Origin of the sequence: uncultured Nitratireductor sp. (genome assembly GCF_913053745.1) — a bacterium.
Taxonomy (GTDB): Bacteria; Pseudomonadota; Alphaproteobacteria; order Rhizobiales; family Rhizobiaceae; genus Nitratireductor.
Genome location: NZ_CAJXGF010000001.1, coordinates 106,279 through 122,880 on the forward strand (window position 1 = coordinate 106,279; position 16,602 = coordinate 122,880).

General features: G+C 62.7%; 13 protein-coding genes and 2 pseudogenes. 5 read left to right on the forward strand and 10 right to left on the reverse strand.

The window, feature by feature from the left end; all coding sequences use genetic code 11:
* Positions 1-125: 125 nt before the first annotated feature.
* Positions 126-2,729: a choice-of-anchor D domain-containing protein gene (locus tag QZ638_RS00530; protein WP_295805720.1), complete on the reverse strand. Its 2,604-nt coding sequence runs from the start codon at positions 2,727-2,729 to the stop codon at positions 126-128.
* A 250-nt stretch (positions 2,730-2,979) separates the two neighbouring features.
* On the opposite strand from QZ638_RS00530, the gene QZ638_RS00535 reads away from it, so the two are divergent.
* Positions 2,980-3,912 carry a LysR family transcriptional regulator gene (locus QZ638_RS00535; RefSeq protein ID WP_295805721.1) on the forward strand — a complete coding sequence of 311 codons (933 nt, stop codon included), beginning with the start codon at positions 2,980-2,982 and terminating at the stop codon, positions 3,910-3,912.
* On the opposite strand, the gene QZ638_RS00540 is transcribed toward QZ638_RS00535, so the two are convergent.
* From QZ638_RS00540 to QZ638_RS00570, 7 genes and pseudogenes are all read right to left on the reverse strand, one after another.
* Entirely contained in the window at positions 3,872-5,128 is a 1,257-nt protein-coding gene (locus tag QZ638_RS00540) for an MFS transporter (RefSeq protein ID WP_295805724.1), read from the reverse strand. The genes QZ638_RS00535 and QZ638_RS00540 overlap by 41 nt on opposite strands.
* 257 nt (positions 5,129-5,385) lie before the next feature.
* Positions 5,386-5,529: pseudogene (locus QZ638_RS00545) on the reverse strand (IS3 family transposase); the annotation flags it as partial.
* 367 nt (positions 5,530-5,896) lie between these two features.
* Positions 5,897-6,737, reverse strand: a pseudogene (locus tag QZ638_RS00550) (IS3 family transposase); the annotation flags it as partial.
* 139 nt (positions 6,738-6,876) lie between these two features.
* Positions 6,877-7,803 carry an autotransporter domain-containing protein gene (locus tag QZ638_RS00555; RefSeq protein WP_295805726.1) on the reverse strand — a complete coding sequence of 309 codons (927 nt, stop codon included), beginning with the start codon at positions 7,801-7,803 and terminating at the stop codon, positions 6,877-6,879.
* A 264-nt stretch (positions 7,804-8,067) separates the two neighbouring features.
* Positions 8,068-8,703 (reverse strand): FMN-binding negative transcriptional regulator, encoded by a 636-nt coding sequence (locus QZ638_RS00560; protein ID WP_295805728.1) that lies wholly within the window; start codon positions 8,701-8,703, stop codon positions 8,068-8,070.
* Positions 8,700-10,487: an ABC transporter ATP-binding protein gene (locus QZ638_RS00565; protein ID WP_295805730.1), complete on the reverse strand. Its 1,788-nt coding sequence runs from the start codon at positions 10,485-10,487 to the stop codon at positions 8,700-8,702. The genes QZ638_RS00560 and QZ638_RS00565 overlap by 4 nt, the downstream gene beginning before the upstream one ends.
* A gap of 8 nt (positions 10,488-10,495) precedes the next feature.
* Positions 10,496-11,452, reverse strand: a complete 957-nt coding sequence (locus QZ638_RS00570; protein ID WP_295805731.1) for an ABC transporter ATP-binding protein — start codon at positions 11,450-11,452, stop codon at positions 10,496-10,498.
* Between the two features lie 749 nt (positions 11,453-12,201).
* On the opposite strand from QZ638_RS00570, the gene QZ638_RS00575 reads away from it, so the two are divergent.
* Genes QZ638_RS00575 through QZ638_RS00590 form a run of 4 tightly spaced genes read left to right on the forward strand, consistent with a single transcriptional unit; the run spans position 12,202 to position 15,901 of the window.
* Complete coding sequence (locus tag QZ638_RS00575) at positions 12,202-13,458, forward strand: Gfo/Idh/MocA family oxidoreductase (RefSeq protein WP_295805733.1); 1,257 nt, start codon at positions 12,202-12,204, stop codon at positions 13,456-13,458.
* A 44-nt stretch (positions 13,459-13,502) separates the two neighbouring features.
* On the forward strand, positions 13,503-14,018 hold the full coding sequence (locus QZ638_RS00580) for a VOC family protein (RefSeq protein ID WP_295805735.1): 516 nt from the start codon (positions 13,503-13,505) through the stop codon (positions 14,016-14,018).
* 17 nt (positions 14,019-14,035) lie between these two features.
* Entirely contained in the window at positions 14,036-15,160 is a 1,125-nt protein-coding gene (locus QZ638_RS00585; protein ID WP_295805736.1) for a mandelate racemase/muconate lactonizing enzyme family protein, read from the forward strand.
* A gap of 33 nt (positions 15,161-15,193) precedes the next feature.
* The gene (locus QZ638_RS00590) at positions 15,194-15,901 is read left to right on the forward strand and encodes an aldehyde dehydrogenase family protein (protein WP_295805737.1); all 708 of its coding nucleotides are present in this window, start codon (positions 15,194-15,196) and stop codon (positions 15,899-15,901) included.
* Positions 15,902-15,920: 19 nt separating this feature from the next.
* Here QZ638_RS00590 and QZ638_RS00595 read toward each other — a convergent pair whose 3' ends face one another.
* The gene (locus tag QZ638_RS00595) at positions 15,921-16,304 is read right to left on the reverse strand and encodes a hypothetical protein (RefSeq protein WP_295805739.1); all 384 of its coding nucleotides are present in this window, start codon (positions 16,302-16,304) and stop codon (positions 15,921-15,923) included.
* Positions 16,305-16,421: 117 nt separating this feature from the next.
* Positions 16,422-16,602, reverse strand: a 181-nt coding sequence (locus QZ638_RS00600; RefSeq protein ID WP_295805741.1) for a GyrI-like domain-containing protein, incomplete at its 5' end; no start/stop codon positions are given.

A 16,602-nucleotide genomic window follows, 5' to 3' on the forward strand; every position in this document is an offset into this window, starting at 1 on the left:
ACCTCTGATCGATCTGGGTGTTTAGTCACAAGGCTCGTTGCCGAGGTTCTTCACGCAGCGCCTGAGATAGCCATTGAACTGTTCGACCCTGCGTAGCGGTGAACCCAGGCGTGGGCTTCCTGGTGTCAGTTTAGAGGCACTGAGAAGCCGACGCGCCAGCCGTAACTGTCATTGGTCGAGCCAATTCCGTCGTATTGCGCCGAAAGGTCCAACTGGGCGCCGCTTGGCACGCGCCAGCCGAGGCCCGCCTTGAGATTGCCCGACAATCCGCGCGAATTGGCGGCGTATGAGCCGGCTGAAAAGGCGCCCTCGTCACCGAAAGCAAAGACGAGACCCGCTTCGACCCAGGGTGACACGACGTTGCCATCTTCGAAATCAAACGCATAGGCAAGGCGCGGTGTGAAATCGACCCGACCCTGGGCAATGGTCTGTGCAGGTATCGCCACGGAGAGACTATCAGTGTAGGCGTGCTGGTGTTCCGAGATATATTCGACAGCAAGTTTCGGACTGACCGTCAGGCTGTCGATCTTGAACTCGCCGATCAGCGCGCCATACGCCATCCAGCGTGTCGTGTCGAAGTGGTCGGTATAGGTCCCGAAGGGTGAAATCGTGTTGCGCGACCGGCCCCATGATGCGCCGAGGTCGATATAGAAATTGTCGTCCAGCCGGAAGGTGCCATAGGGACCGACCATCCAGCCGACGCCGCTCACCATGCCGGATGTCGCGGCAAAATACTGGTCCATCCAGTCGACTTCCAGCTTGACGCCGATGAGCGCATCGGGCGTTGCAAGGTAATCGATACCGGCATGGACAATGCCGAAATTGCCGTTCTGGCTTGTATTGTCGCTGAACAGGGCAAAGCTGCCCTGCGACCAGATGTCCCATTTGCCGATATCAGGAATGTTGATGCCCTGGTCGGAGCGCTTGTCGAAGAAGGAACGCATCTCCCGGGCGCTGGCGCTATAGGCAAACCGTTGGTCGCTCATCCGCATGCTGAGGGGCGAAGGAAACCAGGGTAATAGACCGAACATTTCCAGGCCCGCCGATCCGTCGCCCGGTGTACCGCCGCTCAGCCGGTCCAGGCGGCGCCCCACATCGGGCTGGTTGTTGAGGATCATGGCGTTTCTGGCTCCGAGATAATCGGCGATCATCTGACTGGTGACACTACGCGTTTCGATCAATTCAAATCTGCAGATAACGCTCTCCCCGGCGGCGAGCATCACTGTTGCGGTGCGGATCTCGATATCACCGGACGAATTGCCGTCATCACAACTGACCGACACCAAGCCATATCCGGCTGCAGTCATATCCTGCGCGGCAATGGCGTGGGTTCCGGGGGGAACACCCGTGACCGTGCGCTGGGCCGTACCGGAAACCGTTGACAGCGAAAAATTGAGAGGCCCGGTCGGAGAGGTAAAACCAACCGTAGTATCAGTGCCGGTGATGTTCTGCACGATTGTGATTTCGGCACTGGCAACGCCATCGCCAGAAAGGGCGAAGTCGAACGGCGCCTCGTCGGCGTCATCGTTGGCGATCGACAGGGTGGCGCCCCGCGTCCCCAGCGCCGAAGGATCGAACTGGACCGTCACGCTCGTGGTGCCGCCGGACGCGACACTCGCCGCCGGCTGCGCGGTGATGGCGAAGTCGGCGGCATGGGCCCCCGAGAGGCTGGCCGCATTGCTGCCCAGCGTCAGCGTGTCGGTCCCCGAATTGGCGATGGTGAAGGTGCGGCTGACAGTGCCGCCGCCGACATCGCTCGCGCCGAAGTCTGTGTGGTCGGCAGCGTCCGGCGAACCGTCCCCATCGGCGATGTCGGTGCCGTTGCCGGAGACCGCGATCTCGGGCGCACCGGTGCCCGTGCCCTGGATGGCGAAGTCGAACGGCGCCTCGTCGGCGTCATCGTTGGCGATCGACAGGGTGGCGCCCCGCGTCCCCAGCGCCGAAGGATCGAACTGGACCGTCACGCTCGTGGTGCCGCCGGACGCGACACTCGCCGCCGGCTGCGCGGTGATGGCGAAGTCGGCGGCATGGGCCCCCGAGAGGCTGGCCGCATTGCTGCCCAGCGTCAGCGTGTCGGTCCCCGAATTGGCGATGGTGAAGGTGCGGCTGACAGTGCCGCCGCCGACATCGCTCGCGCCGAAGTCTGTGTGATCGGCAGCGTCCGGCGAAGCGTCCCCGTCGGCGATGTCGGTGCCGTTGCCGGAGACCGCGATCTCGGGCGCGCCGGTGCAGTCCGGGTCGGTCGTCATGTCGATCATCTTATAGCCGGACACTCCGTTTCCCGGGGCCGATACGTTCGACCCATTGTAGGGTGCCTGGCTCGTGGACCAGATGCTACCCGTATCCCAGCTGTCGTAGAGACCAAAATACATATCGGTGCCGTTCGCCAGATAGCTCACATGTACGGAAGAGGTGTTGGTCTGCTGTGGCAACTGCCCGGTCGGCACGTTTGTCGCGGAGGCGGCAAACCCCGCCGAAGTGTCTGAATCGTCCCACACAATGAGCTGTAGCGTACGGCCGGGATTGGCATCATTGTTATAGGCCGTCCACTGGATTCGTACCTGTGTCCCAGTATTGTTGGCATAAGGGCCTGCGATGCAGGCGCCGTCGGACTGGAAGGACAGGCTGACGGAGGGATCGCTCCAGCCGGCTTGCGCGCCCCCCACCATTGCGCCCAGGCCGAGGGCAGTCAGCGCCAGCAGGCGCGATGCGGCCAGGGGTGCACGCATTGCGGGGGCAAGAAACTCTAACGCTCCGGAAAACGGCTTCGTGCCGCCCGGTTTCACAATCTCGCGATTTTTCATATTCCTACTTGCCCATGCTCCCGCTCCGGCCGTCCAGCACCAGACCGCCGCTATCCGAGCTTCGGCAAGGCGCGTGACGCTGCGCGCAATCCTTTACAAACTTGGAAATCATCGATAGCCAAATAATCCGAATGCAATATATTCATACTGGGAATAATTTGGTGCGGGTGATCGAATGTCCGGGCTGAAAAATCTGGATCTCAACTTGCTGGTGGTCTTCGAGGCGGTCTATTCGGCCGGCAATATTTCCCAGGCAGCCCGGCGGCTGGGAATGAGCCAGCCGACGATTTCGAACGCATTGCGACGCCTCCGCGACGGTCTGGACGATCCGCTCTTCGTGCGTGCGGGACGCGGCGTGCACCCGACCCCGCGGGCGATACAGATGATCGGGCCGGTGCGCGAGGCGCTGCAGATGATCGAGAGCGGGGTCGCCCCGGACGTTCACTTCGATCCTGCAACGTCGACCCGTCATTTCCGCGTGGTGGTGCTGGACGCGATGGAGCCCATCGTCATGCCGCACGTGATTCGCCAGATACAGGCCTACAGGTCGGTAACAATCGAAAATCTGGCAGTCGTGGACACGCCGATGAGCGACCGGCTGAACGACGGTTCTCTCGATCTGGTGATCGCCAATTTTCTGGCGGAAAGCCGGGACACGCATTGCGAAGCCCTGGCCCCGGTTCACCTGTCGGTGGTCGCGCGTAACGACCACCCGGCGATCAGTGGAGAGTTTTCGCTCGATCACTTCCAGACGCTCGGGCATGTCGCGCTGGTGCCGCGCGTGCAGGCGCTGTCGCGGATGCTGGAAGTGCTGCGCAGGCTCGATATCCAGCGGCACGTGGCCTATTCGGTGACCAAGTTCTGGTCCTTCCCGCACATCCTGATGACGACGGATCTGGTAGCGATCCTGCCGACGGCATTCGCGAAAGTGATTTCGCGCAACCATCCGCTGGCGCTGTACGATCTGCCCTTCGCCTATCCCGAGGAACAGATCTACATGACCTGGAAAACCAGCCGCACCAACGATCCCGGCCACCGTTGGCTGCGCGAGGAGATCGCCAGCGCGGTCAGGCAGGCTGCGGCGCAGGCTCCGGAACCTGCGCAATAGTACGCATTGCCCGCCAGTAGTGCCAAGCGCCCCAGACGCCAGCAATCTGGACGAGGAGGATGGCGTAGGCCAGCGAGCGAGCGCCCTGGCCGGCAAACAGCATGTCGCTGGCCAGGCCGATGACGGTCGGCCCGACGCCGACGCCCACGATATTGAAGGCGCACATGTAAATCGCCGTCGCCATGGGACGCATATGCGGCTCGACGCGCGCATGGAGGAAAGCATAGGTCGGCCCCCAGAACACGGCGGCGAGGCTGCCCGACACCGCCAGACAGGCGAGCGCCGGCCCGGCCGACGGAAACAGGAGGAAACCGATGGAGAAGGGCTTGGCGATCAGGATCGCCGCGATGACGACGCCGAGGCGCCAGCTCGGATTGTCCGCGCCTAGCCGGTCGGCGATCGCGCCGCCGGCCCATGTGCCGAGTCCGCCGAGGACGCCGACGCCGAGCGCCAGATAGATGCCGGTCTGCGACTGGCTCAGCCCGTGTGCGCGCATGATGAAGGCGGCGTTCCAGGCGAGTGCGCCGAAGGTGACGATGCCGGTGACGGCCAGTCCGCACAGGGCGTGGAACAGTCCCCGATCGTTCCGGATGGTTCGCCATGTGATGAGGAAAAGCGATCCGCGCCTGACCGCCGTGGTTTTGTCTGTCCGCTGCGGTTCCGCCACCGTGAAACGCAGCAGGAGCGCCAGCAGCAATCCCGGCAGGCCGGCGATCACGAAGGCCCATCGCCAGCCGAACGCCTGACCCGCGATGCCGCCGACCAGAAAGGCGAGCAACACGCCGATATTGGCGCCAGCCGCGAAGGTCGCCATCGCTGACGTCCGCCTTTCGGGCGGATAGAGGTCGGAAATCATCGAATGGGCAGGGGACACGGCGCCCGCCTCGCCGATCCCGACGCCGAGACGGGCCATCGCCAGTTGCGCGAAATTCTGTGCAAGGGCCATCGCAATCGTGAGCGAACTCCAAATGGCGGTGGCGGCGGATACAATGTTGCGACGGTTTCCGCGCGCAGCCAGTGCGGCGACCGGAAATCCGAACAGGACGTAGACGACGACGAATACAGGACCGGACAGCAGGCCGAGTTGCGTGTCCGTCAGCGCAAATTCTGTGCCGATCTGATCGAGCGTGATGGCCAGGATGTTGCGGTCAAGCTGATTAACTGCAAACACTGCAGTCAGCACACCGAGTGCATAGGCGTTGGATTTCCCCCGCATCGTCCCCCCTGTCCGCCGACCGTGGTCGAATCCTACACCGCCGCTCTCAACTGACCTGCAACGAGTAATTTCCTCCAGTTGGGATAGAGCCTCGACCGTTTGTTACGCCATAAGGCGCGGTTTGATCAACCGGCGGAGGTAAGGACCCCTCATCTGACGGTCGAACTTGTGCCAAATCCTAAAATTGATCACGGAATAAACGAAACGACTGATCGTTGCATGTCCTATCCGAAAGCAGACTGAATAGCCCTAGTATTCTAGACGACCTCGGCCCTCATTTCCTGCTGCCGTTCGAAGTCGACGGGTGACAGCATCCCGTTCCTGACATGCTTGCGTTTCGGGTTGTAGAACATCTCGATGTAGTCGAACACATCCTGCCTGGCTTCGACGCGGTCCTGGTGATCTACGACCGCAGCCACGTGCAAGTCCTTGTGGGTATCGACGCCGACGACGACGTGAGATGCTTCTGAGTGTTCGGCCATCCTATGATCCTTTCCTGCGGCACGTGAACGAGCATCGCTCAGAAGAATGCAGGGACAGGACAGTCACGAGACCGGATGGTCAGGCCCTTCTTGGGTCACGGCGCACCTTTGAGACAAGCTCGCCGCAGGGCGTTCCCGGATGATCGACAGGTCCAGGGAAAGACACGTGTCAGGTCGATCGGAGTGAGAGGCAGATCACACCGGAAAGCCATGCGGCACCAACCCAGCGAATGGTCGATCGGTGTTTGAGTCAAACCACCCGAGAACTGGCACCAATCGTATGACTATCCGAGTGGATCAGTACCTTGTGCTTCGGCTTCCGTCTCCACACCTCCATGTGCAGGGCCTGCAGGACCACGTCCGTCGTCTGCCGGCTCTGTATCGACCAGCCGACGACGCGGCGGGAGTAGAGGTCGATCACGACCGCCAGATAGGCAAAGCCTTCCAGCGTCCGGATATAGGTAATGTCCGTGCCCCAGATCCGATCCGGCGCGTCCACGTCGAACTGCCGGTCCAATGTATTGTCGACGACCAGTGACGGCTTGCCGCCATAGCTTCCCGGCCGGCGCTTGCAGCCGATCTGAGCCTTGATGCCTGTCAAACCGGCGAGACGTGCAACGCGGTTCGGGCAACACGTCTCACCCTGGTCCAGCAGATCATCGTGAAGCTTGCGATAGCCATACATCTTGCCGCTTTCCTTCCAGGCCTTCTTGATCAGTTCGGTCTGGCGGACGTCTTCCTTCGCCCGCTTGCTCAGCGGGTTCTTCAGCCAGGCGTAGAAGCCGCTTGGATGGATGCGCAGGCAACGACACATCGTCCGCACCGAGAACAGTTGACGATGCTCGGCAACGAACGCGTATCTCACTTTGCATCCTTGGCGAAATACGCGGTGGCTTTTTTAGGATGTCGCGCTCCTCGGTGACCCTTGCCAGTTCGCGCTTCAACCGTCTGATCTCGGCGTCCATGTCATCACCGCCTGGTGGCTGTGAGAACTTCTTCTTCCATGCGTAGAGCGAATGCGGACTGACGCCCAGTCGCTTCGAGACCTCCGCGACCGGATGGCCTCGCTCGGTGGTCTGCGCCACCGCGTCCCGTTTGAACTCATCGCTGAAATTGGCTTTGCCCATCATGGCCTCCTTGCCTCAAAATTAGGAAAGAAGGCGTCTACGAATCTAGGGGCTATTCACTTACTGAAGCACACCGGAAGATGGACACAGGCGAGAGGGAGCTTATCCATCGAAGCGGTCATGGATGCTGCACAGATCGTCAAAACCGCACGGCCAGATTGGCGCCGAACCCGTGATCCTGGGCATCGCGTGCGATCTGCCCGGAATAGGAAACGCCGAGCGTGGCGTTGTCCGTCATGTCGAGTTCGAGCCCGGCTTCGATGATGGCGGCATCCTTGGCGATCGGCACGCCGGCGATCGTGAAGGTGTCGCCACCAGCAAAGGCGTGCGTGGATAGCGGTACCGTGTCGCCGAAGGCCTGGCGCCAAACGAGCGTGCTATGCGCCGTAGCACTCATGCCGCGGAGGTCAAAATCCCTCGAGGCGTGAACGCCGAGCGTCGCAAAGGTGGTGGCCGTGGTCCGGTCGGCCGCCAACAGCGCGGCCGCGCCGCCTTCCTCGGCAAAAGCGTTCGTGCGCAGGCTTACATGCGCAAGGCCGGCGAAGGGTTCGACGGTCGTGGCAGCGGTTTCGATGCGGTAACCTGCCTCACCGAAAGCCTGGAAGGTAGCTGCGGTATAGTCGGCCGACAGGTTGTCGGCGAAACCGGAAAAAGCGGCCGCGCGATTCGTCTCGATGGCATGCCAAGTATAGGCGAGCCCGCCAGACAGACGCAGCGCATCCCACCGACCGCCGCCGTAAAGGCCAAGGTGGACATTGTCGCTCGAGCCAGAAGCGGCCCGTTCGTCGACATCGAAGGCGCTATGCCCGTAGCCGGCGACAAGCCCCAGCCGGATGTTTTGGGTGATCGCGCCGTCGATGCCCGTCAGAAAACCGCCGGACGCGCGGTCGAGCTTTGCCGCATTGCCGTCGCCGTCCGTCTCGCCCCAAGTACCATAGATCTCGCCCCAGGCGACCGGGCCGATGCTTTCCGGCGCCGTCGGGCGCGGGCGGCTCTGGATTTGGAAAGTTCTCGCATACCAATCGTATGCATGTCTGCTGGATTGCAGGGAAGTGCAGATTTGCAATTTCCAGAACCCGTGACACTTTTTTGGTGCAGAATGTCCGGTTTATGGTCGCTCAATCAAGCCAATGAATGGCCGACAAAGGGTCGTAAGTTGTCATTCGGCTACAGCTGGGCGACCGGCCGTTATGGCCGTTTGTTTAGTTCAAAGCGGTTGGTCCGCTTCCGGCTCCCGGACTTCCTGACTGATTCTTGCTTGAGTAGCCAAGCTAAGGGCACCGAAAAGTTATCACGCTGGGTGCACAGTGATGATCTGAATGGCCGGATTTCAGACAGCTTTGCGTAGCAGCCCGGTCAGAACATCGCGCCCGACTTCCCCGCCGCGTTGCAGTGCTTCGGCAACGCCATCGCGGCTCTCGCTGGACCGGGTTTGCTCCATTTTCGAGATACCGATCAGAGCTATGATGTGAATGCGGAAGCCTACTATTCTTGGCATCATGCGGGCAATGTCCGCCTCTGAAATCCTATCGAGTTGCCATGCGCCGCCGATGCGGCGCTCGGACAGGCGAACGATGTCTTCCATCAAAACGCGCATGTCCGCGGCACCGACCGGTTCTAACTCTCCGCGCAGATGCACTGCCTGATAGATCCAGGTCGGTACGTCCTCGTCTTCCACATACCAGCTTGGCGAGACATAAGCCGACGGGCCGTTGAACACCGCAAGGATCGGCCCCGGTTTCATGACGTCTTCAGCTTGCGGATTGATCCGCGCGATGTGGCCGATGACAGTGCTGCAATCGGGCGCATCGCTTTCGAAGAAAAGAGGGGTTTGTGTTGCTTCCATGGTCTCACGGCGAGCGGTTATGATCGTCGCAAGCGGATACGCGCGCACAAGATTTCGTGTCTCCGCTTCACCTGCTCGATAAAGAGGCGGCACGTAGGGCCGCTCCACCTTTCTGTTCATTTCCATTCCTTTTGCGCAGTCGCGCCGTGCAGCGCGACATAGTGGCCGGGCGCTGCCTCCGTAAGATGATAGGGAGCCTCGGCGCCAGTGGCATCGTAATAGGGAAGGTTCTCCATCGTGGCATCGCAAACGCCGTTGCCCGACGCGAGCCGCACACCTTCCTGCACGCGTTCCAGCCGCGGTGAAGCCGACAGCAATTGCCGCGTGTAAGGATGGCGTGGGACATCGAAGAGTGCGGCGGTTTCGGCCTGCTCCATGATACGCCCTTTATTCAGAACATAGAGGCGGGCACAAAGCTGCTCGACGATGTGCAGGTCGTGGCTGATAAAAAGGCAGGCGAAGCCGAACTCGCTCTGGAGTTGTTTGAAGAGCGCCAGTATCTGAGCCTGGATCGTGACGTCGAGCGCCGAGACGGGTTCGTCTGCGATGACGAGGTCAGGCTTGCTGATAAGGGCGCGGGCGATGGCCACACGCTGACGCTGGCCGCCGGACAGGGCGTGTGGAAAGCGCTGCGCCATTTCGCGTGGCAGCCCCACCGCCTCCAGCATCTCTTCGGCTTTTGCCTGTTTGGCCGTTTCGGACATGGTTTTGTCCTGCCGCAGCCCCTCGCGGACGATGCGCCCGATCCGCATGCGCGGATTGAGCGAGGAATAGGGATCCTGAAATACGAAACGGATGCGGCGGCGAAGCCGGCGTTCCAGCGCAGGCGAGCAGCTATCGAGATCCTGACCGTCGAAGACGATCCGGCCGGCGGCTTTGGAGACCAGCTTGCCGACGGCGCGTCCTATGGTGCTTTTCCCGCTGCCGCTCTCGCCCACGAGCCCCACAAACTCGCCGGGTTGCACCGTCAAGGAGACATCACGGACCGCATGGGTTGTGGTGTCGGCCAGCAGGCCGAAGAAGCGCTTTTCCCTGAACTCCACCCGCAAATCTTCGACGGCAAGCAGGGGTGGGCCTTCCTCACCCTTGACCGGGCTGGGCTCCCCAAGCTGCGTGGCTGCAAGAAGTTTGCACGTATAGTCGTGCTCGGGGCGTGCAAGCACCGATTGCGTGGTGCCGGCCTCAACGAGGATGCCCTTTTCCATGACCGCGATCCGGGCCGCATAGGCGGCCACAACCGCCAGATCATGCGAGATCAGTATGACTGCCGTGCCATTTGCACGGGCGACCTCGGCCATGATGTCGAGAACCTCCTTCTGCACGACGGCATCAAGCGCGGTGGTCGGCTCATCGGCGATCAGCAGCGCCGGTTTCAGCATCATCACCGAGGCGATCATGATCCGCTGCCGCATTCCGCCGGAGAACTCATGCGGGTAGCGCTTCAGAAGCGCTTCCGGGTTTCGCAGCTTCACCTGCCGCAGCATCTCCAGCGCGCGTTCACGGATCTGCGCCTCGGACAGGTCCGTATGCTCCCGCATCGCCTCATACATCTGCTCACCGATCCGCATGCTCGGATTGAGCGAGGAAAGGGGCTCCTGAAAAATCAGCCCGACCTGCCTGCCGCGCATCAGCCGCAGCTCTTCCTGAGATTTCGGAGCCGTCACTTCATGCTGCTGGAACAGAATGCGTCCACGGGTCACTTTTCCGCCACCCGGCAAAAGGCCCATGATCGCCCGTCCGAGCATGCTCTTGCCGCTGCCGCTCTCGCCGGCGACCACCGTAATCGACGGCTCGTCGTCGTTGATGGTCAGCGACATGCCTTCCAGCGCGACATTCGTGGCGCTGTTCCAAACGCCCTTTCGGTATTCCTTGGATATATTCCGGGCTTCCAGAAGCGCAGCCATCGGTATCCTCAGTAAAGGTGGCAAGACACCCAGCGCCCCGGCCGCACTTCCACCAGCGTCGGTTCGATGGTGGTGCATTGGGGCATGGCGCTCGGGCAGCGAGGATTGAATGGACAGCCGGGGGGCAGCCGCCGAAGCGACGGCGCGATGCCCGGAATGCCCTTGAAATTCCCCTTCGTCTCGAGAGACGGCAGGCTCGAAATAAGAAGGCGCGAATACGGGTGCAGCGGTTCCTGAAAGAGGTCCGCTACCGGCGCGACCTCGACGAGGCGGCCGGCATACATGACACCGATCCGGTCGACGAACTGAGCCATCAGGCCCATGTCGTGGCCGACCAGGATCAGAGAGGCGCCGAGCATCTTCTGAACGGAGGCCAGCGTCTCCATGACCTGGCGCTGGGTGACGACGTCGAGGGCGCTGGTCGGCTCATCGGCGACGATGATCTTCGGCTTCAGCGTGATCGCCATGGCTATGCAGACGCGCTGCTTCATGCCGCCGCTGAGTTCGTGCGGAAACTTGTCGGCAACTTCGCGCTTGAGCCCGACGCGCTCGAGTGCGTCGCCGACGCGGCGACGCGCTTCGGCCTTCGAGGTGCTCTTGTCGTGCGCGCGAATGACGTCGGCCATCTGCTCGTTGATGCGAATGACCGGATTGAGCGAGTTCATGGCGCCCTGCGGGATGAGCGCAATCTCGGAGAAACGCTTGCTGCGCAGTTCGTCCTCGGAAAGCCGGACGAGGTCAGTGCCGTCGAGCATGACGGAGCCGCTTTCGATCCGCGCTGGCGGCTTGGTCAGTTGCAGGATGGCGAAAGCGGCGGTGGTTTTGCCGCTGCCGGACTCGCCGACAAGGCCGAAGCGCTCGCTCTCGTGCACCGTGAAGCTGACGCCATCGACGGCCTTAATCGGGCCGACCGGGGTATGGTAATGGACGCGAAGATCGCGCACGGTAAGGGCGTCGGCGGTCAACGGGCGCTCCGGTCGATTTGAGATCTGACGGGAGCGCCAGGCTGCGTCGGTTCCGACGGAGGAGCCGTGCGCCGCATGTGCACTGCAACGAATGCTCCGGCCGCCTTGCTGCAAGGCGAAATCGCGACTATGCCGCTTGCGCGATCGGTCTGGCCGAAGTCGGACAGCGCCGCACATGGGGCAAACCGCGTCGAGTGCGCCAGTGCCACCACAATTCCTCCCCAACACCGTTTTGCAAAGCACCCTCGGCGCTTGTGCGGCGGCGTCATCTTTTCTTCAGCACCGGCTCGGGCCGGATTGGAAGGCCGACGTTCGTCGGCATTTTCGTTTCGATTCCTGTGGCCGCATCTCTCCCATGCGACCGACGATCTGACGACGCGAAGAAGCACCACGACGCCTGATCGACCGAAGGAAGGCTAACCGAAGCTGACGTCCCGTTCAATAGGCAGAAGAGCGTTCCATATACTGAACGGCCGAATTTGGGTTCGCGAGCGTCGTTGACAGCGCGCCAAGCCGTAACTATCGTTCATTTAACGAGACGCCGTTCGGTATGTTGAACGATAAAAAAATACTGGGGGAGCAGGCGTTCATGCATTCGGCTAGGGAAATCTGTCAGTCGGCCTCATTGGCAGACGCCAGTTTGGTAGGCGTATCTCCGCTTACCGTCGGCGATGCCCTTCATGCGGAAACTGGCTTCCGGGTTTTTCAAATAACCTCACGGTTGCTTCGCATGGGGCGGTCGTAGCGTCATGGCAAAGCTTCCGGTCTGTCTCGTCGGCTGCGGTGGCATGGGCAATCGCCACGTTGCGGGTTTCGTTGCGCTGGAGCGCAGCGGTCTTTCAAATGTCGAGCTGGTCGCCGTCTGCGATATCCGCGAGGATAACGCCAAGCGCGCCGCAGACGATGCCGAGCGGCTGCTCGGCAGACGTCCGACCATTCACACGTCGATCGACGCGGCGCTGGCTGATCCGGCGATCGAGGCGTTCGACATCGTTACCGAAGCGTGGACTCATATTGCCGTGGCGATGCCGATCCTGGCAGCCGGCAAGCATGTGCTTTGCGAGAAGCCGCTTGCGCTCACGGTGAAATCATGCCGGCTGCTGATCGATGCAGCGAAGCGCAGCGGGGCGGTGCTTGCGACGGCAGAGAACTACCGGCGCGATCCGCCAAGCCGCCTGGCGCGGGCCATCATCGATGCCGGCCTGCTTGGCCACGTCCACCTAATGCACCAGTTCCTGGTCGGCGGCAGCGATCGCATCATCATCACACCCTGGCGCCACATGAAGGACAAGGGCAGCATCGGCCTCGACATGGGCTGCCACCTCACTGACATCATGCAGTTCTATCTCGGTGAGATCGAAAGCGTGCACGGCACCGGCCTGATCGCGGAGCCGACGCGCTATCGCCGGGAAGTGCCGGAGAAGGACCTGCCGTCCTACTGGGCGCGGCTCCGCGAGATGCCCGAGTCGGTCGAGGCGACCGGCGAGGACTCGATGATCGCGACCTACAAGATGAAGTCCGGCGTTCTGGCCGAGATCACCTATATCCCTTCGGGTCCCGGGCGTCGCTGGGTGCAGCGTACGGTTCACGGCCGCAAGGGCTCGCTGGAGGCGCCGCGTGACCGCACGGGCGACAAAGTCATCCTGCATCGCGAGTCCGGATCGATCTCCGGCGACGAGCTGCTCGCCGAGCTTCCCGACTTCCATCTCGACGAACTCACGTCGCGTCTCTTCGACGACAAGGTCGCCTATACGCTCGATTTCAACGACAGCGACGCGGCGCTGATCGCGATCGAGATCCACGACTTCGCCAATGCAGTGCTCAATGGCGGCCGGCCGGAAGTCGACGGCCATCTCGGGCTGACGGCGGTGGCAGCGGTGCTCGCGGTCTACGAAAGCGGCGTCGCCGGCCGTCCGGTGACCATGGACGAAATCCTCTCCGGCAAGGTGTCGGCCTATCAGGACAGCATCGACGCCGGGATCGCGCAGGCCGCGAAGGTCGCCTGAGCCATGATCGGCCGGCGGAACGCATACGCATAGGGAGACGCGGGATGGCGGACGCAATCCAGACGCTGGTCCAGCAGCATGGCATCAAGCAAATCGCCCTGGTCGTGCGCGACCTCGATGCATCGGTGCGCGCCTACTGGGACCTGCTCCGCGTCGGCCCGTGGACGAGCTACACTCTGACACCGGATGTGCTGAAGACTCTGCGCTATCGCGACGGGCCCGGGGATTTCAGCTTCCGCCATGCGCTCGCCAACAAGGACGGCGTCAGCCTCGAACTGATCCAGCCGCTCTCGGGCAAGAACATTTTCAGCGAGCACCTTGAACAGCATGGCGAGGGTCTGCACCACGTCGGAATCTACGTGCCCGACCAGCCGAAGGCGATGGCCGAGCTCGAGGCGGCCGGCTTCCGACACCTGCAGAGCGCGACCGGCTTCGGCGCCAATGGCGACGGCGCCTTCGCCTTCTTCGAGACCGACCATCCGGTGTGCACCATCGTTGAGGGCATAGGGGCGCCGGCCGTCCGCCGCAAACCGAGCTTCGTCTACCCGGAAGAAGCCTGAGAAAAGGACGGACGCCCGTGCGCATCGAGAACGTCGAGACATTCATCGCCCATAACTGGATGTTCGTCCGCATCACGACGGACAGCGGCCTGCAGGGCATCGGGGAGTCGACCTTTTTCGGTCACCCTGAAGCGGCGGCCGCGGTGGCGCGCGACTTCGGCAAGGCGCTCGTCGGGGAAGACCCGATGCGCGTCGAGTATCATTGGCTGCGGCTTTACCGCGCCGGCTCGATGCGCGGCATGAGCATCACCGGCGCCCTGTCGGCGATCGACCAGGCGCTGTGGGACATTCGCGGCAAGCATTTCGAGGCGCCGGTCTGGCAGCTGCTCGGCGGCAAGGTGCGCGACCGCGTGCGGGCGATGTTCGTGCTGGGCTACGGGCCACTCGACGAGATCATCAGGGATGCCAAGGCGGCGGCCGCGGAAGGCTACAGCGCAGTCAAGGTGCTGCTCTTTCAGAAGGAGCATCACCTGATGCGCCATGGCGCGCGTCTCAAGGATCTGGTCGAGCGCGCCCATGCCATCCGCGAGGCGATCGGCTGGGAGATCGACATCGGCATCGAGCTCCATCGCAACATGGTGCCCGGCGAGGCGATTGCGCTGATCCGCGAACTCGAAGCCATCCGCCCGCTTTTCATCGAAGACCCGATCGTGCCGGACAGCGTGCTCGCCTTCGGCGAGGTCGCCGAGAAGGTGCTGGTGCCGATGGCGGCGGGCGAGCGCACGACGACGATTTGGGAGTGGCGCGAATATGTGGAGGCCGCCGGAATCCATCACCTCCGCGCCGATGTCGGGGTATGCGGCGGCATCACCCACATGAAGAAGATCTGCGCGCTGGCCGAGGCGCATCACCAGGGCATCATCCCGCATTCGGTGCCGAACGGTCCGGTCGCGGTCGCCGCACACGTCCAGCTCGGCGTCTGCGTGCCGAACTGGGAGGTGCAGGAGCACCGGCCGCAGGACCGGCCGCCGTTCACGAAGGCGGTCAAGAAAATCATCCCGATCGTCAACGGCTTCTTCGAGCCGCCCGAGGCGCCCGGCCTCGGCGTCGAGCTCGACGAGGAGGGTCTTAAGGATATTCCGCGGGTCGACCGCAAGTCCGAAACCTGGCAGCGCGAGGATGGGTCGATTGCATTTCGCTGAGATGAGCCGGTTCGCGGCAGGCACCGAAGTCTGATGTTCGTTTCGATCAACCCGGCGACCGGCAAGACCATCGAGAGCCATGTTCTGCATGGCGGCGACGAGGTGGAGCGCCGCCTCGAGGCGGTCTGGTCCGGCTGGCAAGCGTGGCGCGACACCAAAATGGCGACGCGCACGGCGTTCCTGACGAACCTCGCCGGGCTGCTCGACGAACGGGCCGAAAGGTACGGCAGGCTCATCTCGACCGAGATGGGAAAGGCGCTCAGCGAATCCGTCGCCGAGGTGCGGAAATGCGCGACCACGGCGCGGCACTACGCCGAGCACGGGCCAGGCTACCTCGCGCCGCAGATCGTATCGACCGAAGCGCGGGCGAGCAGTGTCCAGTTCGAGCCCTTAGGGGCGGTGCTTGCCGTCATGCCGTGGAATTTCCCGTTCTGGCAGGTGATGCGCTTCTTCGTGCCGGCGTCGCTTGCCGGCAACACCGCGATCGTCAAGCATGCCGAGAACGTGCAGGGCTGTGCGGAGGCGATCGAGGAGGTCGTCGCCGAAGCGGCCGACGGGGCGCCGTTGTTGAGGAATCTGATCGTCGGCGTCGAAACGGTTGGCAAGGTGATCGCCGACAAGCGCATCCGCGCGGTCACGTTGACGGGCAGTCCGCGCGCCGGCCGTGCGGTGGCCGCCGCCGCGCTGCTGCTGGCCTTCGTCCTCACCATGGAATGGCGGCGTCGGTCCCAAACCACGTAGCCCCTAAGCCTCATAGCCCCTAAGCCACGTAACCCAGGTAGCAAAGCCAGAGGCCGAGCAAGGTGGCGAAGACCGCGCTGGCGAGCAGCAGGGAGCTCTTGGCAAACTGCGCGGACAGGCGAGCGCCCGCCTGCGGGAACACCAGCAGGACGATGCCCTTGATCAGCCCCAGCCAGCCGAAGAGGGTCAAGACGACCCGCCAGTCGGCGACCCAGAGATTGTGGAACTGCAGGACCGCGACACCGAACGTCAAGGCGATGGCGCCTGAGATGTAGTACAGCATGCCGCCGGGCCGCAGGTTTCGCAGCATGTCCCGGTAGTAGCCCTGGTTCAGCAGCAGGCCGATCCCCGCCGCCAGATACAGCGGGCCGATGAGCCGTGCCAAGAGAATGGAGACGTCCATTGTCACGTCGCTTCTCGGTGGTTTGCCGGTTCCGCCGAGGTCGTCGGCGGAGGGTGTCGCCCGTAGCATGCCGCGTTGCGGCTGCGACAATCAACGCTGTTCCTCCGCCGCAGGCCTTCAGGCTGTCGGCTTCAGGGGCAGATGGATCTCGGTGATGTTCTCCGCCGCCGGCACCTCGCGCGGGTTGGTCAGGTAGTCCTCGTAGCAGGCGGCATCGCCGGGCTCGCGGCCGCTCTCAGGCAGCCAGGTGCCGTAGAACCAGCGGTAGGCGCCGTGCAGTTCGGCATAGGCGCCCTTG